Annotated in this window: 22 protein-coding genes and 1 riboswitch; of the genes, 4 read left to right on the plus strand and 18 right to left on the minus strand. The window is 39.2% G+C overall.

Going from position 1 to position 25,948, the window contains the following annotated elements; genetic code table 11:
• Positions 1–60: 60 nt before the first annotated feature.
• A complete protein-coding gene (locus tag IEV74_RS05090) occupies positions 61–1,665 on the minus strand; it encodes an amidohydrolase (RefSeq protein ID WP_188454249.1) in 1,605 nt (534 codons plus the stop codon).
• Between the two features lie 239 nt (positions 1,666–1,904).
• Positions 1,905–2,078: riboswitch (Lysine riboswitch) on the minus strand.
• Between the two features lie 86 nt (positions 2,079–2,164).
• Positions 2,165–3,580 carry a hypothetical protein gene (locus IEV74_RS05095; protein WP_188454250.1) on the minus strand — a complete coding sequence of 472 codons (1,416 nt, stop codon included), beginning with the start codon at positions 3,578–3,580 and terminating at the stop codon, positions 2,165–2,167.
• Positions 3,581–4,255: 675 nt separating this feature from the next.
• Here IEV74_RS05095 and IEV74_RS05100 point away from each other — a divergent pair.
• Positions 4,256–4,507, plus strand: coding sequence for a hypothetical protein (locus tag IEV74_RS05100; RefSeq protein ID WP_188454251.1), 252 nt, complete (start codon positions 4,256–4,258; stop codon positions 4,505–4,507).
• 274 nt (positions 4,508–4,781) lie between these two features.
• Here the strand turns inward: IEV74_RS05100 and qoxD are convergent, their stop codons facing one another.
• The 12 genes from qoxD to ilvB all read right to left on the minus strand — a co-directional run bounded on the left by qoxD (position 4,782) and on the right by ilvB (position 18,185).
• Positions 4,782–5,066 (minus strand): cytochrome aa3 quinol oxidase subunit IV, encoded by a 285-nt coding sequence (qoxD, locus tag IEV74_RS05105; protein WP_188454252.1) that lies wholly within the window; start codon positions 5,064–5,066, stop codon positions 4,782–4,784.
• A 2-nt stretch (positions 5,067–5,068) separates the two neighbouring features.
• A complete protein-coding gene (gene qoxC, locus IEV74_RS05110) occupies positions 5,069–5,665 on the minus strand; it encodes a cytochrome aa3 quinol oxidase subunit III (protein ID WP_188454253.1) in 597 nt (198 codons plus the stop codon).
• A complete protein-coding gene (gene qoxB, locus IEV74_RS05115) occupies positions 5,652–7,610 on the minus strand; it encodes a cytochrome aa3 quinol oxidase subunit I (RefSeq protein ID WP_188454254.1) in 1,959 nt (652 codons plus the stop codon). The genes qoxC and qoxB overlap by 14 nt, the downstream gene beginning before the upstream one ends.
• Positions 7,611–7,692: 82 nt before the next feature.
• Entirely contained in the window at positions 7,693–8,643 is a 951-nt protein-coding gene (gene qoxA / locus IEV74_RS05120; protein ID WP_188454255.1) for a cytochrome aa3 quinol oxidase subunit II, read from the minus strand.
• A 498-nt stretch (positions 8,644–9,141) separates the two neighbouring features.
• Complete coding sequence (ilvA, locus tag IEV74_RS05125; RefSeq protein ID WP_188454256.1) at positions 9,142–10,089, minus strand: threonine ammonia-lyase; 948 nt, start codon at positions 10,087–10,089, stop codon at positions 9,142–9,144.
• A gap of 81 nt (positions 10,090–10,170) precedes the next feature.
• The gene (gene leuD, locus IEV74_RS05130; protein WP_188454257.1) at positions 10,171–10,749 is read right to left on the minus strand and encodes a 3-isopropylmalate dehydratase small subunit; all 579 of its coding nucleotides are present in this window, start codon (positions 10,747–10,749) and stop codon (positions 10,171–10,173) included.
• A 13-nt stretch (positions 10,750–10,762) separates the two neighbouring features.
• Positions 10,763–12,169, minus strand: coding sequence for a 3-isopropylmalate dehydratase large subunit (gene leuC, locus IEV74_RS05135; RefSeq protein ID WP_188454258.1), 1,407 nt, complete (start codon positions 12,167–12,169; stop codon positions 10,763–10,765).
• Between the two features lie 20 nt (positions 12,170–12,189).
• On the minus strand, positions 12,190–13,296 hold the full coding sequence (gene leuB / locus IEV74_RS05140) for a 3-isopropylmalate dehydrogenase (protein ID WP_188454259.1): 1,107 nt from the start codon (positions 13,294–13,296) through the stop codon (positions 12,190–12,192).
• A gap of 21 nt (positions 13,297–13,317) precedes the next feature.
• Positions 13,318–14,859: a 2-isopropylmalate synthase gene (locus IEV74_RS05145; protein WP_188454260.1), complete on the minus strand. Its 1,542-nt coding sequence runs from the start codon at positions 14,857–14,859 to the stop codon at positions 13,318–13,320.
• Entirely contained in the window at positions 14,846–15,880 is a 1,035-nt protein-coding gene (ilvC, locus tag IEV74_RS05150; RefSeq protein WP_188454261.1) for a ketol-acid reductoisomerase, read from the minus strand. The genes IEV74_RS05145 and ilvC overlap by 14 nt, the downstream gene beginning before the upstream one ends.
• A gap of 71 nt (positions 15,881–15,951) precedes the next feature.
• Positions 15,952–16,470 (minus strand): acetolactate synthase small subunit, encoded by a 519-nt coding sequence (ilvN, locus tag IEV74_RS05155; protein WP_188454262.1) that lies wholly within the window; start codon positions 16,468–16,470, stop codon positions 15,952–15,954.
• Entirely contained in the window at positions 16,467–18,185 is a 1,719-nt protein-coding gene (gene ilvB / locus IEV74_RS05160; protein ID WP_188454263.1) for a biosynthetic-type acetolactate synthase large subunit, read from the minus strand. Before ilvB ends, ilvN begins: the two co-directional genes overlap by 4 nt.
• An 883-nt stretch (positions 18,186–19,068) precedes the next feature.
• On the opposite strand from ilvB, the gene IEV74_RS05165 reads away from it, so the two are divergent.
• The 3 genes from IEV74_RS05165 to IEV74_RS05175 all read left to right on the plus strand — a co-directional run bounded on the left by IEV74_RS05165 (position 19,069) and on the right by IEV74_RS05175 (position 22,969).
• The gene (locus tag IEV74_RS05165; RefSeq protein ID WP_188454264.1) at positions 19,069–20,160 is read left to right on the plus strand and encodes a branched-chain amino acid aminotransferase; all 1,092 of its coding nucleotides are present in this window, start codon (positions 19,069–19,071) and stop codon (positions 20,158–20,160) included.
• A 226-nt stretch (positions 20,161–20,386) separates the two neighbouring features.
• Positions 20,387–21,778: an NAD-dependent succinate-semialdehyde dehydrogenase gene (locus IEV74_RS05170; protein WP_188454265.1), complete on the plus strand. Its 1,392-nt coding sequence runs from the start codon at positions 20,387–20,389 to the stop codon at positions 21,776–21,778.
• A 198-nt stretch (positions 21,779–21,976) separates the two neighbouring features.
• Positions 21,977–22,969, plus strand: coding sequence for an N-acetylmuramoyl-L-alanine amidase family protein (locus tag IEV74_RS05175; RefSeq protein WP_188454266.1), 993 nt, complete (start codon positions 21,977–21,979; stop codon positions 22,967–22,969).
• Between the two features lie 58 nt (positions 22,970–23,027).
• On the opposite strand, the gene IEV74_RS05180 is transcribed toward IEV74_RS05175, so the two are convergent.
• From IEV74_RS05180 to IEV74_RS05195, 4 genes are all read right to left on the minus strand, one after another.
• Positions 23,028–23,348, minus strand: a complete 321-nt coding sequence (locus IEV74_RS05180) for an ASCH domain-containing protein (protein ID WP_188454267.1) — start codon at positions 23,346–23,348, stop codon at positions 23,028–23,030.
• Between the two features lie 112 nt (positions 23,349–23,460).
• The gene (locus tag IEV74_RS05185) at positions 23,461–24,183 is read right to left on the minus strand and encodes an amino acid ABC transporter ATP-binding protein (RefSeq protein WP_188454268.1); all 723 of its coding nucleotides are present in this window, start codon (positions 24,181–24,183) and stop codon (positions 23,461–23,463) included.
• 4 nt (positions 24,184–24,187) lie between these two features.
• Positions 24,188–24,913 (minus strand): amino acid ABC transporter permease, encoded by a 726-nt coding sequence (locus IEV74_RS05190; RefSeq protein ID WP_188454317.1) that lies wholly within the window; start codon positions 24,911–24,913, stop codon positions 24,188–24,190.
• A 55-nt stretch (positions 24,914–24,968) separates the two neighbouring features.
• Positions 24,969–25,769 carry a basic amino acid ABC transporter substrate-binding protein gene (locus IEV74_RS05195; RefSeq protein ID WP_229683069.1) on the minus strand — a complete coding sequence of 267 codons (801 nt, stop codon included), beginning with the start codon at positions 25,767–25,769 and terminating at the stop codon, positions 24,969–24,971.
• Positions 25,770–25,948 lie beyond the last annotated feature (179 nt).

Here is a 25,948-nt window from a genome sequence, read left to right on the forward strand (position 1 = left end):
AGAAAATTTATGATAGAATATTAATATAAAATTACATTGCTTTATTCTAAAATCTTGGAATTATGAAATACACCTATGATATTTAATTTCACCACCGATTATAGTCATGTCTATGTCCGTCTTCAACAGTTCATCAGGATCTTCCATCTCGAATGGATTTTTGGAATAAACAGTCATGTCAGCTAACTTCCCTCTAGAAATGGTTCCTTTTACAGTTTCTTCATTTGTTGGATATGCACCCAGTTCAGTAAACAGTTTAAAGGCGTCATACATTGACAATTTTTCCCACTCATTCCAACCTGCATGATTTTGACCCGGGGCTCTTCTAGTAACTGCAGCATGTATTCCCAGCAGCGGTTCAACTGGTTCAACCGGAGAATCGGAACCGCCAGCACAAATGACACCAGCTTCCATTAACGTTTTCCATGCATATGAGAGCCCAATTCGCTTCTCTCCAAGTCTCTCCTGTACCCACGGGAAATCTCCAACGATAAATCTTGGCTGAATATCCGCGATTATGTTTGGATTTGCCAGACGATTAATAAGTTCTTCTTGTAAAACCTGAACATGAATAATTCTGTCACGATGTGAAGCTGCCGGCAATTTATCTAAAACATCTAATACATTTTCCACTGCTTTATCACCAATTGTATGAACAGCAATTGGCATCGAAAGGTCTCGTGCACTGCGTACTATTTCATAAAGTGCATCTTGATCATACATTGCTTCACCATATTCACCAGGTGCATCACTATAAGGCTCTGACAATAAGGCGGTTCTTCTTCCGAATGCACCATCAGCAAAGATTTTCACAGCTCCTATCTGCAGGGTATCATTTCCATAACCGGCATACATTCCGTTCTTTTTTAAGTCCTCAAGAAATTCATGGTTAATCAGTAAATTACATCTAAGACCGAGCTTTTCCTGATTCAGCAATTCATCATATATTTTATAAGTTTGATCAAGTCCACCTAAATAGAGTGGATCATTTGTATGAACGCTTGTTAATCCTTTTTCCATTGTATATTGAATTGCTTCTCTCATTGCATTTTTCAATTCATCGTAAGAACGTTCCGGTATATATCGTTTTATAAGTTCAGAGGCTGATTCAAGAACTACTCCAGTTGGTGTTTTGGTCACCTCATCTAAGACAATTGATCCACCTTCAGGAATCGTAATTGATGGATGATATTGACTAACTTCTAACGCCTTCGTATTAACAAGATGTGCATGACTGCAAATTCTTGTTAAAAATAACGGACAGTGTGGTGCAGCATAATCAAGTTCTGTTATAGTAGGAATCATTCCGTCGGTAAACAGGTTCTCGTCCCATCCTGTACCTAGTAACCACTCACCTGGCTTTAGGGTACTTGCTTTAACACGTATTTTCTCTAGCATCTCCCTTTTTGAGGTTATACCGGTTAAATCCAAAATTAGAAATTTGTTTGCAATCATTGATAAATGAAGATGGCTGTCCGTTAAACCCGGGGTAACTGTTTTCCCATGCAAATCAACCATTTCATTGGCTGTACTTCCCCATTGAAGCTGCATCTCCTCATTCGTTCCCATATCGATAAAACGACCATTTTCAATTACTACTGCCTGAACATACGGTTTGCATGGATCAAACGTATAAACCCTTCCATTTGTATAAATTTTCCTCATTCTAACTATCTCCTTTTGGTTAAGACTGCACGTGTAATAGTCAATAAAATTAAAAACACCCCCTTGATTCGTGGGAGTGCATGGATTAAGGATGAAAAGAGGCGATATTGCAGAGGAATGATTCGGAATTTCATTCTATGTATAAAAAGAATTCAGGTATCTGAACATACTTTTTAATACAAAAAAACAACGATAGAAAATAACCCATCATTGTTTTACAATATACGTTATCCTCCATTTCGATCAGTAGTTCTCCATACACATAATGCATGACAGTATACCTCTTATTCAAAGACATACCAGCTATCATAAGTTCGACCCTTATCACGCTTCGGCAAACAATCCTTTCATCAACAATCATAGGTGTCATTCTCATGTTGAGTACTCATATAATCTGCACCTCTACCTCACCGATCTGAGGTTTGCTATGAAATTATGAAATTACTATACTAGAATTTTTACTGGTTTGCAAGGATAATTTCTTCCGAGTAAAACCTAATTACTGCGCAAGCATTACCCTTAGCTGTACGTAAACTTGCACTGCGGCATAAATAACAACCGCATATTTCCAGTTAAACTGAATCCCGTTTTTTAATCCGCCCAAACCGTTAACACCACTCAGTGCTATTATAGGCATAATCAATGGTGATAATAAAATGGAAATAGCACTTCCAGATGTCACTGTCAGGACAATTAATTCAGGCTGGTATGGCAAATCAAGACTCCCCAATATTCCGCCAACCAAAACCATAACAGTCAATGGTCCAAGGCCGAAAAACCCTAAAATGATCACCATAAATGGGAGAAAGTATAATACATTGATAAGTGGTAAGGATTCCTTTAAAGAATAAATACCATCTATAACGATTGCAGCAAAATCTGTCTGATTTAATGCTGAAATCATCATACCAGCACCAAGCATAACAGACAGCTGATATGCTTGATGCTTAATATCCCTTCCAATATATACTTTGACTTCTTTCATCAATTTGTGTGGTCTTTTTTTAATCATATAGAATACAAGAATCCAAATTAAAACTACTAAAGGAATTAGAAACAATAACTCCATAGCTAAAAAAGAGTGCAAAATAAAAATGGAACCGAATAAACTTACAAAAAGAATGACGAACTCAACGACATTACGCTTAATTTGTCCTTTATTTGCAGTATGCCGCAATACTTCATCAATCTCATTCTGTAGTCCAGCGGTTAAATCTGCACCATATCTTTTTTCCTCGAAACGAGAGAAAATAACCGCAAGCATAATACCGCAAACAGACAATCCCAATCCCTGTAAAATGGAAATCCAAAGAGAAGCATCCATCGTCTCAACCACAAAAGCAAAACTCGGAATACTGACTACCCACATGGTTGAGAGTGCAAATCCACGTAATAGTGCTGTTCCTTTAAAATTTTCCCATGCCTCTCCTTTTTCATCTTTTAAAATCATATTTGCGAATTGATACATCATTGGAATGGAACCAAAATTTAAGAAATAGGCAATAACCTGTGTAAAGGATATCATTCCAAAATAAAACTTACGGCTTGTATTCAGCATTTTATGGCTGAAACGGATTATCGATTCCATATATGCCTCTTCTTTTAACACCCAGCTAATCATTGGAACAACGATCAATAATCCAATCATATTTCGCATTTGCCGAAATCCATTTAACATCCCATCAGCAATCGGTGCACCAGAAAGTGTTAAAATCACAACCCCTGTAAGAAAAAGTGCAAATGGTAATTTCATTTTTGTAATCGTTCGCGCCGCAATGGCAAATACCAAAATACCAAACCCGCAGATGCCCAAGAAAGAAAGTAAAATTTTGTTTTCAAAGAAATAGGTGACAAAATGTAAAATTGCATAAACTAAAATAAAAAATCTTAGTGAAACATTGATGAATGATTTCATATAATAAGCCCCTAACTAGCAGTCCTTCTGATGAATGTAATCCTATACTATATTAATACAGTATATCTGCAATTGAAAAGGAGATGTTCCAAAAAAGAACATCTCCGTTAGTATATGATATTATAAAGCGGTTTTTCGCTCTGTTCTCCTAGAAATACTCCCATTAACGATGTGAGCGTAATCATAAGTACATTTCCAAGCGTTGCGTCAATCATCAACATTTCATTGAAAAAGCCAAAATATGGACATCCATATTTTATCCGTATTCAGGAAAAAGTTTACTTAAAGAGCAGCTGCAAGATAATTCTACTAATCTCCAATCATACAGGAGCAGGTTCTTCAATTTCGTCTCCTGCAATCTGTAATCTAACATCCAATCGGAATTGACTGTCCCGTTTTAGCCTTCAGCATCTGCGTTCAATTTTACCGTATTTTTATCTAGTTCAACAACGCGATCTGCAGCAATTTTTTCGGCTCCAATTGAATTGATTTGATTTATTTCATCATTCTTCATTCGGTTTAAATACTAATCTGCTTTGGGTATATATATTTAAACAAGTAAATTATTCAGACTACGTGATATTACCAAGGAAGCATTAATTAATCGACTATCAAAAAAATATTTGACAACTTTGTGAACAAATAGAATAATATAAGAAAAGGAGGCTGTGTGTGATGAAACAATCATATGCAAAAATGTTACGTGCAACTAGATATACAGGGGCCACTGTGTTAGCGGTTGGAATTGCTATTTTCCTTTATGGATTTTTTGTAAGCGAATACAGTGCGGTAACAGGGATTGGAATTGGCACTGTTATGGGGGCAGTTTTTATCTTTTTAATTGGCGTGTTCCTTGTTGCATCAGAGGAAATGCTGGACAAAAAGTATAATGATGACCAAACAACAAAAGCGGAAGCGCCCGTTTAGCGACGTGTGGACTGCGCCTCGCCATGCGGGGTGGTTCGGCGTTGCCGCGCAAAGCGGCGGTTTTAGCCGAACATTCCTTCGCAGGAGATAAAGGAAACTCGGGTGAGCGTAAGCGAATCGATGTTGACCTTATCGTACGGAGGTGAGGGAAGTCCATCACAGCTTTAGCGCTGGAGCTGGACGCGGCTTACCATGTCACTAGCTGAATAGCGCTAAATTTTATACTTCCTTTATATAAAAAAAGGAGTGCCATTATAGACACTCCTTTTCCGAATTAAACGTAACCCCAAACCATAGCGAGCAGCGTACCAAAAACAGTTACCAACGCTATTATTAATCCGTAATATATATTTGTAAAGATTAACCCTTTGTCCTCTGTTTCACCAGCATGCATAAACACGATAAACTGCAGACCGGCTTGTATAAATGCGGTTACCAGCAATACCGTCATTCCGACAGCAAATGACATATCTAAAAAGTATACCAGAAGTGCTGCTGCGGTCAGAACTAAAGAAAATACAAAGCCCATTACTTGTTTACGTGGGAATAATTCTTTCATGTTTACATCATTCCTTTCAAGTAGATGAAGCTGAAAATAAAGATCCAAACAACATCTAGGAAATGCCAGTAAAGTGAAAAAATAAATGATTTATTAGCAGTTTCAGGTGTCAGCCCGCGTTTTTTCACTTGCAGGATAATGAATAATCCCCAGAACAGCCCAAACGTAACGTGTGCACCATGCGTTCCGAGTGTCGTAAGCAGGATAGAGGTAAACGCACTCGCTTGTAACCCCGCCCCTTCATGCACATAATGAATGAACTCAAAAATTTCAAAGCCTAAGAATCCTAGACCAAGAATCAACGTAATTGAAAAGAATGCCAGCATTGCTTTCTTATTTGCAATCCGCATCGCATGAACGCCAAGTCCAATGGTAAAACTACTCGTCAACAACAAGAATGTTTCAACAAGAACTGGTGTTATTTCAAATATTTCTGCTCCTGTAGGGCCGCTTCCCGTACGACCCTCCAAGGTAAAATAGGATGCAAAGAGTGTACCAAAGAGCATAATTTCAGCCCCAAGGAAAATCCAAAATCCAAATATATTTAAGCGGCTTTGTTCCGTCTTATATTCAAGAGGCATTGTGTTATCTGTTTTCATGTTCAGCACCTCCGCGTTCTGCTTCTGTCTTCTCAATCTCTTCTACTGAAATGTGATAACCATGATCTTTTTCGAATGATCTGTGTGCCAAGCAAGCAAAGACTCCGATTAATGAGATAATGGCAACAATCCACAAACTGAACACTAGAGCAAACCCAAGTACAAAGAACAGAATACTCATTATAAATGGCATACCGCTGTTGTTTGGCATATGGATTTCTTTAAATGGTCCTTTAAACAATTTATGACCATTTTTCTTAGAATCCCAAAAAGCCTCACTTGAATTGACTTGCGGTGTAATTGCAAAATTGTATTCTGGTACAGGATTGTGTGTAGCCCATTCAAGAGAACGTGCATCCCACGGATCATCACCAATATCTCTTGAAGCATAACGCGTACTGTAATAAACGTTATATACGATCAAAATAAATCCTGCTGCAAGTCCAAGAGCCCCGATGAACGAAAGCATATTCCATATTCCAAATCCTGTTGCTTCCGAATAGGTGTACATACGGCGTGCTTGCCCATCGAGTCCAGAGATAAACATTGGGAAGAAGGCTAAACAAGTACCACCCGCAATAAACCAGAATGTCCATTTCCCGATTCGTTCATTCAACATGAAACCGAACATTTTTGGCCACCAATATGTCATACCAGCAATCATAGCGAATACAACACCAGGAATAATTACTAAGTGAAAGTGAGCCACCAGGAACATCGTGTTATGATATTGATAGTCGGCAGCTGACATTCCGAGCATAACCCCGGTTACCCCGCCAATTGTGAAAATCGGCAAAAATCCTAAAGAATATAGCATTGGTACGGTAATCTTGATTTTCCCTTTCCAAAGCGTAAATAACCAGTTAAATATTTTAATCCCGGTTGGAACGGCAATTGCCATCGTTGAAATCGAGAAAATACTGTTCACAAGTGCTCCCTGTCCCATCGTAAAGAAATGGTGAACCCATACAAAAAATGAAAGCAATGAGATCAGTACCATTGATGCAACCATGGATTTATAGCCATATAAATTTCTCCGTGCAAAGGTCGGAATAATTTCACTGTATATGCCAAATGCCGGTAAAATTAATATATAAACCTCAGGATGTCCCCATACCCAGAACAGGTTTGCCCAAAGCATATCCATACCGCCATCGGAAGTTGTAAAGAAATTTGAACCAAATAACCGATCCATCGTACCCATTGCAAGGGCAACTGTTAGCACAGGGAATGCAAAAACAATAATTAAGTTTGTTATGAGTGCAGACCATGTAAACATTGGCATTTTCATCAATGTCATTCCAGGTGCACGCATTTTTAGTATAGTAGCAATAAAGTTAATCCCGGTCATGAGTGTCCCAATACCGGAAATCTGAATCGCCAGCATATAGTAGTTCGTTCCAACTGATTCACTAAATTCATTGCCGGCAAGCGGAAAATACGATGTCCAGCCTGCACTTGGTGATCCGCCAATAACAAATGACAGGTTGAATAACATAGCCCCCATAAAATATAACCAAAAGCTAAGATTATTCAAACGCGGAAATGCAACGTCTCGTGCACCAATTTGCAAAGGTACCACGAAGTTCATTAAAGCTATAATAAATGCCATCGCCATGAATATAATCATTACGACACCATGTGTTGTAAAAATTTCGTTATAATGCTGTGCCTCGAGCAGCGTATTTTCTGGTACTGCAGTTTGAGCACGCATCATCAGTGCATCTACCCCACCCCGGAATAGCATCAATAGGGCAGATAATAAATACATAATACCAATTCGTTTATGATCCACAGTCGTTATCCATTCACGCCATAGATATCCCCATTTTTTAAAATAGGTTAACCCAGCGACAATTGCGATAACGGTCAGCCCGATTGCAACCATCGATGCATAAATAATTGGACTTGGGTGCGGGATCGCAAATCTATCAAAGAAATCCATGTCTCTTGTAGCTCCTTTCGGGAAACATATATTTTAGTTATGAAACCCAGATACTAGTACACTATTTTGTCAACATCCTATCTTAATGATCACTGTGTTCCTCATCGGAATGACTATCTGAATGGCCAGAATCTGACTCATTGTCACTGTTTCCCGACATCTCAGTGTGTTTATCAGCTGATCCCGACCCATGATTATGTCCGCCATTTTCAGCAGATGGAGGTGGCAGGAATGTCAAATGTGTTCCTTTAAACGTTAATTGCCCTAGGTGGCCAGGTTCTAATAATTGGTCGAATTCTTTTTCCGTAAGAGGATCGGCAGTATTATTAACTTCATCTACCCACTCATCAAATTCCGCTTGTGGCATTGCTTTCACATTAAACGTATTTTCGGCAAAGCCTTTTCCGCTGAAGTTTGCATTTCTTCCCATGTATTCACCTGGAGCATCAGCAGCTAAATGCAGTGTTGTAACCATGTCGGACATAGCATATTTTTGTCCTCCAAGCTGTGGAATCCAGAAACTAGTGATTGGCCCATAGGAATATAATTTAAATTCAAGTGGGCGATCTGTTGGGATGTATAAGTAGTTAACTGTTTCGATATTCTGCTCCGGATAACTAAAATGCCATTTCCAGTTCGATGATGATGCATAGACAACTAATGGTTCCTTCTCACCATATCCCTCTGGAGATGATTCAACTTCATAGTTGCTTTGTACCGACACAATTGATAGGAATGCAACGATTAAAACTGGAATACCTACACAAATTGATTCCACGATAACATTTCCTTCAATATGCGGCGGCTCATAATCATCGCTTTGTTTGGAAGCGCGGAACTTAACTAACATGTAAATCAAGATCGCAAAAACCGCAACAACGATAAACAGCATAATACCAATGGATAACCAGATAACATCTGCTTGCGTTTCTGCTTGAGGCCCTTTAGGATTCAAAACCGCGAGAGGTTCACATCCTGTTAACACTGTGACAATAGTGAAAATTGCCGCAAGCATTGCCCATTTTATTTTCATTCGAGGTACCCCTTTCATGGATGTATTACGGTATAAAATACAAGACTTTTAGCAAAGATCTTTGTTACGTAATTCACAAAATCTACGATAATCTTAATACCGTATACGTTCAACTTCAATAGTTTGTGATGTATGTCACAAAATAGTCATGGATTTTCGTACAATATGTGAATAAAAATTGAAGGAAATGTGTCTGTGTTGTTTCGAGTGGGAAAATACTATTTTTTCGGAATATGAAAAGAGATAAAGCTGAATAAGAAATTCCTGCTTGTTGATAGTCACAGCCTGTCTACTATTGATTCAACCATTGAGAATGAGCTGCCTTTAATAACATGATTACTCTATTCTGCAAAAAAGAAATTTTGAAGTTCTGTATAGGGGGACAGCAGTAAATATTTTCGAAAAATAAATCATTGCCGGATTGGAAACCCAACTTTAAAACCCTGGACACTCAATTTGTGAGTACCCAGGGTTAATTATTGTACATCTATTTTCTTACTAAGCGGAGAAGTTCAGTCTTCCCGCCAGTTGCTGAATCTTTGGAATGGTTCCAATGTCCATATTGCCCCCACTTACGATGACACCACAATGTCTTGATTTTATTCGCTTATTGTGGGTAAACAATGCTGCCAAAGCCGCTGCACCGGCACCTTCCATTAATGTTTTATTGCGTTCGAGCATATAAACGATAGCTGAAGCAATCTCCTCATCTGTGACAGTTAAGATATCATCCACGTAATCACGAATTATTGGTAATGTATTTTTACCCGGTTGTTTAACTGCGATCCCCTCTGCTATTGTAGAAACAGATTTTAGGGTCTTTACTTTATTATGATGATAACTTTCATACATGGCGGAAGCTCCACTTGCTTGAACGCCGATAATCTTAATATTACGATTCACATGTTTTGCTGCAACGGCAATTCCACTAATAAGACCACCGCCGCCAATCGGCACAATTATCGTGTCCATCCTATCTTCCTGCCGCAGCATTTCCATAGCAATCGTGCCTTGTCCAGCCATTACATCATAATCGTCAAATGGATGTATATAAACAGCCCCGCATTGCATCTGTTTTCTCAAACTCGCTTCATACGCTTCTTGAAAGGTCTCTCCGATTAGAACAACTTCAGCACCATAGGCTCTAGTCGCATTTACTTTAGCTAATGGTGTGGATTCTGCCATGAATATTGTTGCTTTTGCACCTAATTTGGCTGCTGCATGAGCAACTCCCTGTGCATGATTTCCTGCCGATGCGGTTATAACACCCTTGCTTAATTCATTTTTTGTTAGCTGCATCAGCTTAAAGCTTGCACCCCTAAACTTAAATGCACCTGTTTTTTGTTGGTTTTCCATTTTAAAATAGACTTGTTTACCAACCAATTTGTTAGTAGTTGTTGATGTTATTAATGGTGTACGGTGAACGATAGGGGCTAAGCGCCCCATCGCAGTATGAACTGTTTCACCAGTTAAGCAATCCCCAATTATTTCACACTCCTTATTATTTCAAAAAATTGCCTGCCCACTTTACCTCATCTCATATGCTTCAATTTTATCCTCAAGTTTAAGCGTCAATGCAATTTCGTCCCAGCCATTTAACAGTTTTTCTTTGTGATATGCCGGGATATCGAAATACACTGCATTGTGTTTGGCATCACGAATCCGTTGCTCCTTCAAGTCCACCTCTAACGTAAATTCAGTTTCTTCCGCTTGACGCATCCACAAATCAACCTGTTCTTTTTCCATCTGAATAGGTATAATCCCATTTTTCAGTGCGTTGTTATAAAAAATATCCGCAAAACTAGGTGCTATGACTACCCGGAACCCATAATCCAATAATGCCCACGGTGCATGCTCTCTAGAAGACCCGCAGCCAAAATTTTCACCGGCAATTAAAACAGATGCATTATTATATTCAGCTTTATTTAATCCAAAATCAGGGCGCTTTTTCCCTTCTTCGTCGAATCGCCAATGATAGAAAAGAAATTGGCCAAAACCAGTTCGTTCAATTCGTTTTAAAAACTGCTTCGGTATAATTTGATCCGTATCGACATTTGTACGATTCATAGGGTAAACCAGTCCTGTATGTTTTTGAATAGCTTCCATGACATATCACCTCCTAATTAGGTACACCTGCAATCGTGCGAACATCAACAAAATGTCCTTCTATAGCAGCAGCTGCTGCCATTTCTGGGCTTACTAAATGCGTTCGCGCTCCGTTCCCCTGTCTTCCTTCAAAATTCCGGTTTGATGTTGAGGCACATCTGCCACTATGTGGTACGATATCATCATTCATTGCAAGGCACATACTGCAGCCAGCTTCACGCCACTCAAAGCCTGCCTGTTTAAATATCGTGTCGATGCCTTCTTTTTCAGCCTGTAATTTTACACTGAACGAACCAGGAACAACAATTGCCCTTACACTTGATTTAACCTGCTTTCCTTCAACAATTGCCGCTGCCTTTTTCAAATCACTCAATCGAGAATTTGTACACGATCCAATAAAAACATGGTCAATTTCAATAGAAGTAATTGGCTGATTTTCCTTCAGACCCATGTATTCCAATGCACGCTGAACATCTTCTTTATATTCAACTTCATTTAATACAGGTGTTCTGCCACTTACAGGTACACACATACCCGGGTTTGTTCCCCAGGATACTTGCGGTTCAATTTCTTCTGCATGTATTGTTACCGTTTTATCGTAAACTGCACCTTCATCAGTAGCGAGAGCCAGCCAGCTTTCAGCCAATTCGTCAAACGCTTCTCCGGAAGGCACATATTCTTTTCCTCTTAAAAATTCAACTGTTTTTTCATCAGGACTTATTAAACCTGCTCTGGCACCCGCTTCAATGGACATATTGCAAACAGTCATGCGCTCTTCCATTGATAAATTCCGAACCGCATCACCCGTATATTCAATGACATATCCAGTTCCAAACCGTACACCGAACTTAGCAATGATGGCTAGGATTAAATCCTTTGCCGTAACTCCTGCCCCAAGATCGCCCTTCACCTGTACATTCAGTGTTTTGGGCTGCTCTTGCCATAATGTTTGCGTAGCCAAAACATGCTCAACCTCACTAGTGCCAATTCCAAATGCGAGTGCACCAAATGCACCATGCGTAGATGTATGACTATCACCGCACACAATCGTTTTACCAGGCTGTGTTAATCCAAGCTGCGGACCAATCACGTGGACAATCCCTTGATCTGGATGATACATATCTGCTAAAGCTATCCCATTCTTCTCGCAATTCTCCCGTAATGTTTCCATTTGCTTATTCGCAATTTCATCTTTTACTACATCCCGGTTTTTCGTTGGAACATTATGATCCATTGTTGCATATGTTAAATCTGGGCGCCGTACTTTTCGATTGTTCATGTGTAACCCCTCAAATGCTTGTGGAGAGGTTACTTCATGAACAAGATGCAAATCAATATAAAGTAAATCCGGCTTACCTTTTTCCGCGTGTACAACATGTTTATTCCAAATTTTATCAACGATTGTTTCTTGATTTCCCATATTATTGTCACCTCCATCAATTAGGCATACGTACTGCAAATAAAGTTTGAAACACTTTTTGTTGTTAAGTTATCTACTACTATTTCTGTCATTTCCTTTGTAGTTACTTGTTTACCACCCTTAATTTGTAAATCAGGAGTGTGGTATCCTTGCTCAAGGGCATCATGAACAGCTTCTTCAATTTCAGCGGCTTCTTCTTCCATCCCAAAAGAATACTTTAGCATCATTGCTGCTGACAGAATCATGCCCATTGGATTTGCAATACCTTTTCCTGCAATATCCGGCGCAGATCCATGAACAGGTTCATATAGCCCAACACCATCAGAACGTATACTAGCTGATGGCAGCATTCCTAATGAACCAGTTAATACGGAAGCCTCATCGCTTAAAATATCGCCAAACAAGTTTTCCGTAACGATAACATCAAATTGGTTAGGCTGGGTAATCAATTTCATTGCAGCAGCATCCACAAGTACATGCTCTACCGTTACATCAGGATAGTCCTTCGATTTTTCGTTAACAATTTCACGCCACATACGGCTCGACTCCAATACGTTCGCTTTATCTACAGATGTTAAGTGATTGTTTCTTAATCTGGCACTTTGAAATGCTTTGTCGATAATCCTTTCCATTTCAGAGCGATGATAAGAGAGCGTATCTACAACAGCATCTCCATTTTCACGACGTTCACTTGGCTGACCGAAATAAAGCCCTCCTGTTAATTCCCGAATAATTAAAATATCACTGCCTTTTATTACATCCTCTTTTAATGGAGAGGCATGCAGCAAGGGGGCAAATCCTTTCACTGGACGTAAATTAGCAAATAACCCTAACATTTTCCTAATTCCTAGCAGCCCTTTTTCCGGTCTCATGTGTCCTGGAAGGGAGTCCCATTTCTTCCCTCCAACAGCGCCCAATAAGATGGCATCTGCTTGACGGCACGCATTAATGGTATCCTCAGGTAACGGTGTCCCATTGTTATCAATGGCTTCACCACCAATTGCATGCTGATGAAATGTAAAGCTATGGCCAAATTCACTGGCTATCGTATTTAATACGTGCTTTGCCGACTCCATAATTTCCTTTCCAACACCATCACCCGGAAGCAGAATAATTTGTTTATTCATAATCTCCCCTCCTCCTTCTTTTTATTTTACCGCTTCTTTTTTAGAAGCTTTCTGTTGTACCAGAAACCGATTTACTGCATTTAAGAATGCGTTTGCCGATGCCTCCATTACATCCTGAGCAGACCCTCTTCCATTCATTGGCTCGCCATTAATAATTAACTGCACATGTGATTCAGCAAGTGCATCTTTCCCGCGGCCGACGGAGTTAAGCTGATAGTCTACTAATTGAAGATCTTCAGTAATTAATTCATCCAATGTTTTGTATAAAGCTTCGACACTTCCCTGACCAGTACACGCTGTTTGCACCATATCGCCCTCTGGATTCTTCAACAAGACAGTCGCTGTCGGAATGTTCGCTGTACCATATTGCACCTGGAACATTTCTAATTGATACTTTTCCACTGTTGAAGTGTCTGTTTGGATCTCTGTTAAAATCGTAAATAAGTCATCATCTGTTACTTCCTTTTTACGATCTGTCAGCAGCTTAAATAGGTTGAACGCCTCTTTTAATTTTTCTTCAGATAATTCATATCCAAGTTCCTTCACTTTGTCCTTGAATGCGTGACGTCCTGAATGCTTTCCTAGAAATAGAGTGTTTGAACTTACTCCAACCAGTTCTGGGGTGATAATTTCATATGTTGAAGCATTTTTTAATACACCGTCCTGGTGAATACCTGATTCATGTGCAAAAGCATTGCGGCCGATAACGGCTTTGTTTGCCTGCACATACATTCCGGTTAATTTTGCTACGAGATCACTAGTCCGCTTAATTTCATTTAGTTTCAAGTCTGTTTTATAAGGATAAAAATCGGAACGAATCTTTAAGGCTACTGCAATTTCTTCCAATGACGCATTTCCAGCACGTTCACCAATTCCATTAATGGTCCCTTCAACCTGTGTTGCCCCATTTTCGACCGCTGCAATTGAATTTGCTACCGCCATCCCTAAGTCATTATGGCAATGACATGAAAGTCTGACACGATCAATATTTGGAACCGTTTCTTTAATGAATTTAAACAAATTTCCGTATTCTAATGGTGTCGTATAGCCAACAGTATCTGGCAAATTAATAACAGTTGCTCCCGCATCAATTACCTGCTCAATTATTTGTGCTAAGAAGTTCCAATCCGACCTTGAAGCATCTTCAGCGGACCATTCAACCTGCGGAAACTTCTTTCTTGCATAGGAAACCATACTAACTGCGGTTTCAATGACTTCTTCCGGTGTCTTTTTCAGTTTATATGTCATGTGTATTGGTGATGTTGCCAGGAAAAGGTGCAGACAAGGTTCCGAAGCACCCTTCAAAGCATCCCAAGCTGCATCAACATCAGATTTCACAGTTCTGGCAAGACCTGTAACAGATGTCTCTTTAATGGTTTCTGCAATTGTTTTTACTGCGTTAAAGTCTCCTTTGGAGGAAGCTGGGAATCCCGCCTCCATCCTGTCTACACCAAAACGTTCAAGCTGTTTAGCGATTTCCAATTTTTCTAGTTGGTTCAGGTTAACACCTGGTGATTGTTCACCATCTCTTAACGTTGTGTCGAAAATCTTAATTTGTGACATGCACCTTCACATCCTTTTGCTTTTTTTGTAATGGCTGTTTGACAAAAGGCATTAATTCACGTAACTCCCTTCCCACTTTTTCGATTGGATGCTGATTTTCTTTCGCGTTGGTAGCATTAAATTTAGGACGATTTGCCTGATTTTCAAGAATCCATCCTTTTGCAAATTCTCCTGATTGAACGTCTGCAAGGATTTCTTTCATTCGTTCTTTCGTTTCTGCGTTAATTACACGAGGTCCAGATACAAAATCACCCCATTGTGCTGTATCTGAAATGGAGTAGCGCATGTTCTCTAATCCACCTTCATAAAGCAAATCAACAATTAATTTCATTTCATGCAAACACTCAAAGTAGGCAACTTCTGGCTGGTAACCTGCTTCGGTTAATGTTTCAAATCCAGCTTTGATTAAACTTGTAACCCCACCGCAAAGTACAGCCTGCTCACCAAACAAGTCCGTTTCCGTTTCTTCCTGGAATGTTGTTTCAAGAACACCGGCTCTAGCAGCACCAATTCCCACGGAGTATGCTAATGCAAGTTCTTTTGCATTTCCGGTAACATCCTGGTACACACCGTATAGAGCTGGGACACCTGCCCCCTCCTCGTATGTACGACGCACTAAATGTCCAGGACCTTTTGGTGCAACAAGAAATACATCAACATCCAGCGGTGGAACTACTTGTGTGAAATGAATATTAAACCCATGTGCGAATGCAATAGCACTTCCAGATTTAAGATTAGCCTGAATGCTTTCGTAATACACTGATGGCTGGAGTTCATCAGGTAAAAGTACCATAACAACATCTGCCACGCTTACCGCTTCAGCTACTGAGAGTACTTCAAATCCATCTTCCTCCGCTTTTTCTTTCGATTTCCCTGGTCGCAATCCTACAACAACATCGTATCCACTGTCACGAAGGTTCTGTGCATGTGCATGACCTTGTGAGCCGTAACCGACAACAGCAATCTTCTTTTCCTGTAGTACCTCTTTTTGAATATCCTTTTCATATAGTACCTTTGACATTTGGATCTCCCTCTCTTTTAATTATTTATTTATTTATTTATGCGCCACTTAACTGGCGTTTTTACTATATATTAAATTGAAATGGAATTAATCTCTGTGACCTGTTTTGGCTGCTGTCCTCTTAAAAAGGCAGTAACCCCTGTTTTTGTTAATTCCTTAATTCCATAAGGTCTTAGCAATGAGATTAGCGCTTCAACCTTATCCGGTTTTCCCGTTACCTGTATGGTTAAGCTATCCTTGCTGACATCGATGACAGACGCACGAAATGGAGTGATAATACCTTGAATTTCGGCACGTAACTGACCAGTCCCACCAACCTTGATAAGAGCTAATTCCCTTGCAACGATTGCTTTATCCGTAATATCAGACACCTTAATAACATCAATTTGCTTATTCAATTGTTTTGTTAATTGCTCCAGCTTTTGATGATCACTAATCTCAATAACAAATGTCATTTTGGAAATGCCTTCTGTTTCAGAACTGCCTACAGAAATACTGTCAATATTGAATTGACGCTTGTGCAGCATTCCGGTAATTCGGTTAAGGACACCACTTCGATCCTGCACTGTCGCTGTTATAATTCGTTTCATTTTGTCACCCCTAACATTTCGTGAATCCCTTTACCAGGGGCAATCATGGGATAAACACACGCCAGTTGAACAACTCGGCAATCGACAACAACAGGACCATCGTATTGAAATACATCTTCTAAGACTTCAGCTACCTCGTCTTCGCGGTCAACCCTTAAACCACGAATACCATAGCTCTCCGCAAGCTTTACAAAATCAGGATTTGCTAAAATCGATTCCGAATATCTTTCTTCATAAAAGCTTTCCTGCCACTGCCTTACCATTCCTAGTGCCTCATTATTAACAATAATTACTTTAACTGGAAGATTCCGTTCTTTAATAATGGACAATTCCTGAAGTGTCATTTGAAACCCGCCATCACCAACTACGGAAACGACTAAATCAGCCGGGGCCCCTAGCTGAGCACCGATTGCCGCGGGAAAGCCAAATCCCATTGTTCCCAGCCCCCCGGAGGTTACCCAACGGTTCGGTTTATCAAATGGATAGTATTGAGCCGCCCACATTTGATGCTGACCGACATCAGTTGTCACAATTGCCTCTCCATTTGATATTCGATAAATCTGTTCCAATAACCATTGAGGTGAAATAAGTTCGTTTGAACGTTCATACCATAGCGGATAATTCGCTTTATTATTTTGCAGTTTTTCTTTCCACAATTTATGATCTGGCATGGTAATAGAACTATTTAATAATGCATGTAATGCCTCTTTTGCATCCGCTACAACTGGAATATCGGTTGAAATGTTTTTCCCGATTTCCGCTGGATCAATATCAATATGGGCAACTTTAGCATGTGGTGCAAAATGTTCTATGTTACCAGTTAAACGATCATCAAATCTTGCTCCGATATTGATAAGCAAATCTGATTCGTAAATTGCCATATTAGCTGCGTACGTTCCATGCATACCCGCCATACCCAATGAAAGTGCATGTGAACCTGGAAAGCTTCCTAATCCTAACAATGTATTCGCTACAGGCAACTGGTATTTCTCAGCAAACAAAAGCAATTCCTCAGATGCTTTTGCAAATACTGTACCTGCACCCGCAAGTAACACTGGACGCTTCGCCCGACCTAAAGCATCCGCAAGCTTTATAATTTGTAATGGATTAGGATTCTTTGTTGGCTGGTAGCCGGGTAAATTAAATTCATTATCATAATCCTCCAATGTAATTGCTGCAGAAATGTTTTTCGGGATATCCACAACTACTGGACCCGGGCGACCTGTAGAAGCAATATGAAAAGCTTCCTTAACGATTCTTGGTAATTCTGCAACATTTTTTACTTGATAATTGTATTTTGTAATTGGTGTTGTTATGCCCATTACATCAGCTTCTTGAAAAGCGTCCGTTCCAATGACACTATTTGCTACTTGCCCAGTAAATACAACAAGCGGCAAGGAATCCATCATGGCATCAGTAATTCCTGTAATTAAATTGGTTGCTCCTGGTCCTGAAGTAGCGAGAACTACACCAGGTTTTCCGGTAACACGTGCATAACCTTCAGCCGCATGAATGGAACCCTGCTCATGGCGGGAAAGTATGTGTTTAAAAGGAGCATTACTGCGATATAATGCATCATAAATCGGTAAGACAGCACCGCCAGGATATCCGAATATTGTATCGACCTGTGCATCAACCAATGTTTCAATTAATAAATCGGAACCGGTCCTTAATTCTTTTGTACTTTCCAACTCACGTTTTACCTCCACTTTCACTACTCCATACCTCCTCTAATTAATCAATTAATATAAAAAAAGACCCTTTTCTCCCTATATTTCTGCACAAAATCAGAATTATTGGGGAGAAAAGAGTCTACTTTTCACGGTACCACCCAGGTTCATAGCACTCTCGCGAATACTACCTTACAAGGCAATTGATCAGCCTATTTTGATAACAGGTACAAATTAATGCACCTGGCCAAGTCTAGTAAGCATAAACCTTTCAACTTAGCACTCAGAGATGATGTCGGAACAATATGTACTTCTAGGCTTCCAGCAACCCTAGCTCTCTGTGAATACATATACCATGTTCCTTTTTTCCCGTCATCGAGTTAATCTTATTTATAGTTTCCAAGATTAAGATAATTTTAGTTAATTAAATTTATTTCTTTTAAAAATGATGTTTGAAAATGTTAATATTGCCGACAATCATATAACGTTTTTTCACGTTGGTCAATAGGTTTTTCAAAAGTTTTTTGACACTTTAGATAAATCTAAATAATTGTATGCGTTTACAACGCCAGCATGTCAAGGTAAATTGTCAGAAAAAAGTTTTTGTTACAAATTTATTACGTGATTGAAAAAGGCTGCCTCATAAGATCAGATCCTTCCACCGCAACACCTAGTACGATAAACATAAATATATACCAGATATTGTATTGATAGGCTTATACCTCTATGATTAAAAAATCGACGTGTTTCCTAAAAAATTGATCCTCTGATTATTTCAGGTTTATTCTGACAAAAAGCGTCCACACACATGCATTTTCAATTTATATAATAATTTCAATTAAATTGAATAAATAGAAATTAGGTCTTGCGTTAATATTTAATATGGCTTATTATTAGTATTAAAATTTTTAGCATAGGGGATAGTGACATGGAAGAACGTACAATTCAAGTGGATCTTTGTTCAACAAAGAAGGAAAAGCCAAAATCAGACCAATTGCAGTTTGGAAAAGTATTCACCGATCACATGTTTATCATGGATTATTCGGATCCTTTAGGGTGGCATGATGCACGCATTGTACCATATCAACCAATTACAATTGATCCCTCTGCCATGATATTTCATTATGGCCAATCCGTTTTTGAAGGCTTAAAAGCATATCTATCACCAGAAGGGGAAGCTCAATTATTTCGCCCTGAAAAAAACATGCAGCGATTAAATCGGTCTAATGATCGGCTTTGTATCCCACCGATTGATGAAGAATTTGCACTCCAAGCAATCAAAGAACTAGTCGCTTTGGAAAGGGATTGGATACCAGCGTCTGAAGGAACCTCCCTTTATATTCGGCCATTTGTTATTTCAACCGAGCCTTATATTGGAGTTGCGCCATCTCGCCATTATAAATTTATTATTATTTTATCTCCTGTAGGTGCATATTACGCTGAGGGAATTAATCCTGTAAAAATCGCGGTTGAAAATCACTATGTACGTACTGTAAAGGGTGGTACCGGTGAGGCAAAAACCGGGGGAAATTATGCCGCTAGTCTTAAAGCACAAGAAATGGTTGCAAATACTGGGTATGCACAAGTATTGTGGCTAGATGGAGTTGAAAAGAAATATATTGAAGAAGTTGGCAGCATGAACGTATTTTTTAAAATTAACGGTGAAGTGGTTACCCCTGCATTAAACGGAAGCATTCTAGAGGGTGTCACAAGAAATTCTGTCATACAATTACTAAAACATTGGAACATACCCGTTGCTGAGCGCAGAGTCTCCATGGAAGAAATATACCAGGCTGGAAAAGATGGCTTGTTAGAAGAAGCATTTGGTACTGGTACAGCTGCAGTAATTTCACCAATCGGTCAATTAACATGGAATGATGAACATCTTTATGTAAATGATGGTAATACCGGCACAGTCGCCAAGCGTTTATATGATACATTGACCGGAATTCAATATGGGAAAGAAAAAGATCCATTCGGCTGGATTGAACAAGTTGAAGAAGTAAGCCGAGTGAAGTAATCAAATAAATTTATCATGCCAACTGGATTTATACTAACCAGTTGGCTTTTTCATATGCAAGCTTTTACATATTAGACATAAACCGCAACGTAAATTTTGTATCTTACGTTGCTCATTTAACCCACAGCTCCTATGTTTCCTGGGAGGAGACACGCCTTTAAAAGGGGTTTTTAAAAAAATTAAAAAAGGGAATATGAGTATCAAACTGGAAAAGGAGTTCATATAAATGTCTAATCTATTTAAGGTAAATAACCCAGCAACAGGAGAAATCATTCAGGAGGTAAAGAAACATTCAGCAGCAGAAATCAACCAGGCAATAAAAAATGGCCATGAATATTTTAAAAAATGGTCAAAAAACAATGCCCATGAACGGTCTGGATTGTTACGGTCATGGTCGAAAAAAATAACAGAGAACAAAGACGAAATTGCTAGAGTCATGACGTTAGAAAATGGTAAACCATTAAAAGAGTCTTTAGGCGAAGTTGATTACGCTGTCAGCTATATTGACTGGTTTGCAGAGGAAGCAAAACGATTATACGGAAAAACCATTCCAGCCAATACAGAATCAAAACGAATTATTGTCAGCCGGCAACCGGTGGGACTCGTTGCTGCTATCACACCTTGGAATTTCCCAGCAGCTATGATGGCAAGAAAAGCAGCACCAGCTTTAGCAGCGGGATGCACATTCATTATTAAACCAGCTGCAGAAACACCATTGACTGCAATAAAATTCATTGAACTTGCACATGAAGCGGGAATCCCGGAACATGCCATACAATATGTAAACGGTCCTGGAAAAGAAGTCGGTAAATTGTTTACATCTAGTGAATACATCCGAAAAATCACCTTTACAGGGTCAACACCAGTAGGAAAAACATTAATCAAGAACAGTGCCGACACCATCAAGCATGTATCAATGGAATTAGGTGGTCATGCACCATTGATTGTAGCTGAAGATGCGGACATTGATTTTGCAGTGCAGCAAACAATCGGAACTAAATTCAGGAATGCCGGACAGACATGTGTTTGTGCAAATCGAATTCTTGTTCATGAAAACATCACCGATATATTTACCGAAAAGTTTGTTAGTGAAGTGAAAAAGCTTAAGGTCGGAAATGGACTTGAAGAAGGAATAGATATTGGACCGATTATCAATGCGAAAGGGTTCGACAAGATTGTATCGCACATTGATGACGCAGTAGAAAAAGGTGCAGAAATTTTAGTTGGTAATGAATATGACGTGGACAATGAAAGAGAAATCTATTTTGTCCACCCAACCGTATTGAAAAATGTCTATTCCGATATGGCCATCATGCATGAAGAAACGTTCGGTCCAGTCGCTCCAATTGTGAGCTTTAAACATATAGATGATGCAGTAGAAATTGCTAATTCTACACCATATGGACTTGCAGCATATTTTTTCACAAACGACTATAGAACTGGATCCTACCTGCATGATAACCTAGATTTCGGTATTGTCGGCTGGAATGACGGTGGCCCATCTGCTGCCCATGCACCATTTGGCGGCATGAAGGAAAGCGGACTTGGCCGTGAAGGCGGACAAGAAGGGATTGAGCCATATTTGGAGACAAAGTATATGTCGATTGGAAACTTATAAGGAAATATACAAGAATGGGGCTGTCTATAATCGGGCAGCTCTATTTTTATGTTTGCAGCTTCCCCACTAGCTTAATACACCTTCAAGATCATAAAAGCATCATACCTCCTGGAAACTATTTTTACTAGTTATGTATAATAATAGGTTTTCTTGGCTATTCTTGTATATTATCAAACTATTTAATAACAGGAGGACATTATGATAGTTAAACAGATAGTCACAGTCGGTATCAGTTTTCTGCTTTTTTTAATTATCTTTGTCTCACCAGTTCATGCTGAAGATGGGAATTTGTATCAGGTTGGCACTGATGCAGTTGAGATGAGGAATGCACCTGCCAAGAATGCTGAGGTAATAGGACATCTGGTAAGAGGAGATATGCTTACTACTTTCCAGGAAAAATTCGGCTGGGTGCAAACCTACTATAACGGAAATGAAGTTTGGGTTGCATCACAATATCTTATCCCGATGGATGCAGATATGCAAAATGCGAAAGCTTCGAATTCAAAACATGACTCCAATGCAAAAACTGACAATAATAAAGTAAAAGAATCAGATAAACCTAATGTTCTTGAATCCCATAGAATGATAGCAGGTTCCTTGGAAATTACAAATAACACATTGCCATCAAAAGGACATGACAATAACGGTGCACTTTCAGGTATTCACATTGTTCTTGATCCTGGACATGGAGGTAAAGATGCGGGAGCAATTGGTATCGATAAAGTCCATGAAAAAGAATTAACCTTAGCTACAGCCAAATCGGTAGCAGAGAAATTGCATAGAGAGGGCGCTGCCGTGACATTAACAAGATCTGACGACACATTTATTTCATTGGAAAAACGCGTACAAATCAGCAACTCGCATAAAACAAATGTTTTTATCAGCCTGCATTATAATGCTTTTAACGACCCTAATGTGAAGGGAATTAACACTTTCTATTATTCAGGTAAAGAAGGGCTTAAAATGGCCAAGTCCATTCAGCATTCACTTATAAACCAGGTAAATCTGAGTGACCGTGGTGCAAAACAGGCCAATTATTACGTACTCCGTAAAAATAGTAAACTAGCTATTTTAGTGGAACTTGGATTTATTACGAATTCCAATGACCTAGACCAAATTCAAACGAAAGAATATAGGGAAAAGGTGTCCAAAGGGATTGCTGAAGGTGTAAAAGATTATTTCAATCTATAAAAAGAGAAAGCTGTCCGATTTGGGCAGCTTTTTTTACCATTATTTTCAGGATCAAATACTAGTTTTTCTTAGTCAGTTCATGGGCCCAAACCTCCAGATTCGGATCCCATACCGAACCGTGATGGATGGATGTAAGAGCCTGTATATATTCGTCCAGATTCCGATAGCCTTCCTGTCTCGCGTTTTCCTCAGTAACCTGACCAAGCTTTTGATGGTATACATTTTCCACAATAAATTGATGACCATCCAGCTCTAAGGTATCACCTTTATCCGCATATCGGTCATTTCGGCGAACCGCTGTCTTCTCCCCATTAATTATTTTTTCAATATCCTTTTGTTTCGTTATAAGTAGATTAATATCTTTTTTTTCATTTGACATTGCAATACCCCGCTCCTTCTTTCCAGGTTATTGTCTATTATATCGAAAGTAGCTACCAATAGAAAGATAAACAAACAGTACATTGGGGTTTTACAAATTATATTATATTGGCTTACAGTACCTTACTCAAAAACGCTTTCGTGCGATCACTTTTTGGCATGTCAAACACATCTTCTGGCGTACCATCCTCAATCAGAATACCCTCATCCATAAACAATACACGGTCTCCCATTTCCCTTGCAAACCCCATTTCATGTGTAACCACAACCATTGTCATCCCTTCATAAACAAGCTGTTTCATAACATCCAGCACCTCTTTAACCATTTCAGGATCAAGGGCTGATGTTGGCTCGTCAAACAACATGACTTTCGGCTGCATAGCTAGGGCTCTTGCGATTGCAACCCGCTGCATTTGTCCTCCTGAAAGCTGTTCCGGATATGCATCCGCTTTGTCAGCAAGTCCAACCTTATCCAGCAGCTGCCGGGCCAAGGCATTAGCTTCTTTAGAATCCATTTTGCGAATCTTCCTTGGTGAGATCGTAATGTTGTCTAATACTGTCATATGCGGGAAAAGATTAAACTGTTGAAACACCATCCCGACTTCTTTACGAATTTCATTAATATCTGTACCGGGATCATTTACTTTTACCCCATCAATAAAGACAACGCCATCCGTAATATCCTCCAATAAATTTATGCAACGCAGGAAAGTACTCTTCCCCGATCCACTTGGCCCAATTACACAAATAACTTCCTTTTCATTTATTTCATAATCAATTCCCTTTAAAACTTGCAAATCTCCAAACGATTTATACAGTCCCTGAATTTTGATCATCTATTCACCCTCCTGCCGCCGAACGTCCAAATGAGAAAATTCGTCTTCTCTGTGAAGGTACATAACTATTACTAAAACGCTTTTCCACGTAAGTAATAACCTTGGTGAAAATGTATGTGAGCAGTAAATATAAAATGGCGACAGTTATATAAGGCTCCCAGAACCTGGCATAAGCACCTGCTACAACCTTTCCGGCATATAATAAATCATTCGCCGCAATAACAGTAACTAATGATGAATCTTTAAGTAACGCTATTAATTCATTTCCGAGTGGCGGAACCATGCGACGAAAGGCCTGAGGCAAAATAACATATCTCATCGCAACCCCTCTAGGCATCCCAAGTGACCTTCCTGCTTCCATTTGTCCTTTTTCTATCGATTGAATACCCGCACGAATAATTTCCGCATTGTATGCACCACAGTTTAATGAAAGCGCGAGTGCTCCCGATACAAAATACCCCAATGATTCACCGAAAACCGTTGGAATTAATGCTAAATGTATAAGCAGGATTTGCACTAAAAGTGGTGTTCCGCGGAAAAAATCCACATAATATTTACAAGGATAATAAATCCATTTTTTCTTGGACAGCTTTCCCATTCCTAAAAGCAGACCTAGTATAACTCCACTGACATAGCCTATTAGCGTAAGTCCAAGCGTAACCCAAATCCCTCGAATAAACAATTCCTTATAGTTCCAGATCATGTCAAAACGTATATCCGGGAAATCGATTGTAATCACCTCCAAAGTATGAGTAACTGGTAAATAATCATATGCTGCTTAACAATTACTCCACTTTAAACCCAGTGATTTCTTCAAGCTTTCCACTATCTTTAATTTTTTGAATCCCTTCGTTAAGTAAATCGATTATTTCTGTATTTCCCTTCTTCACCATCAAGCCATAATATTCTTTTTCAAAACTATCATCTTCTATAATTTTTAATTCGACATCAGGATTGTTCTTTATATAAGCATTAACAACAGAATTATCTCCAACAGATGCATCTGCATTTCCATTTAACAATTCATTAATTGCCAGTGGCATGGTTTCAGTAGCCACAATGTCAGAACTTGTATTTCCTAATAATTCTTTCACTGCGACATGGCCGGTTGTATTGATTTGAACGGATACTTTTTTCTCCTTTAAATCTTCAAAGCCCGTAGTATCAGAACCTTCTGGAACAAGAATTACTTGATTTGCTACATAATATGGATCTGTAAAATCAAATGATTCTTTACGTTCATCTGTAATTGTAATGGAGGAAACAGCAAAGTCTACCTCCCCGTTATCTACTGCAGGAAATAATGGTTCCCAGCCAATATTCTTATACTCCACCTCAACATCGAGGGCCCGAGCGATTGCATCCACAATCTCAATATCTATTCCTACGATATTTCCATCCTTATCCATGTATTCCATTGGTGCATATGTAGCATCTGTCCCAACAACAAGCTTTTGCTTACTATCATCTGATGACTCTCCACCGTCTGATGCCCCTGAGGTTTCTGAATCTCCACAGCCAAACAGGACAAAACCTAGACACAGCAAAAGAAATCCTAAGGTAAAAAATCGTACCATCTTTTTCAATCCAATCCCCCCTATTATTTAACTGTTCTATCACCCAAATGAAGTCTAATTTTTCAGATGATTTCTATTATTATATATGAATAGGACAAAAGATTCAATCGAAATTTCCAAAAATTAAAAACCATATACATTCCACCTAGCTTTTTGAAGGCACGATGATTAAAAATCGATGGGCCTTG

It is taken from the genome of Virgibacillus oceani (assembly GCF_014638995.1).
Lineage (GTDB): Bacteria > Bacillota > Bacilli > Bacillales > Amphibacillaceae > Virgibacillus_E > Virgibacillus_E oceani.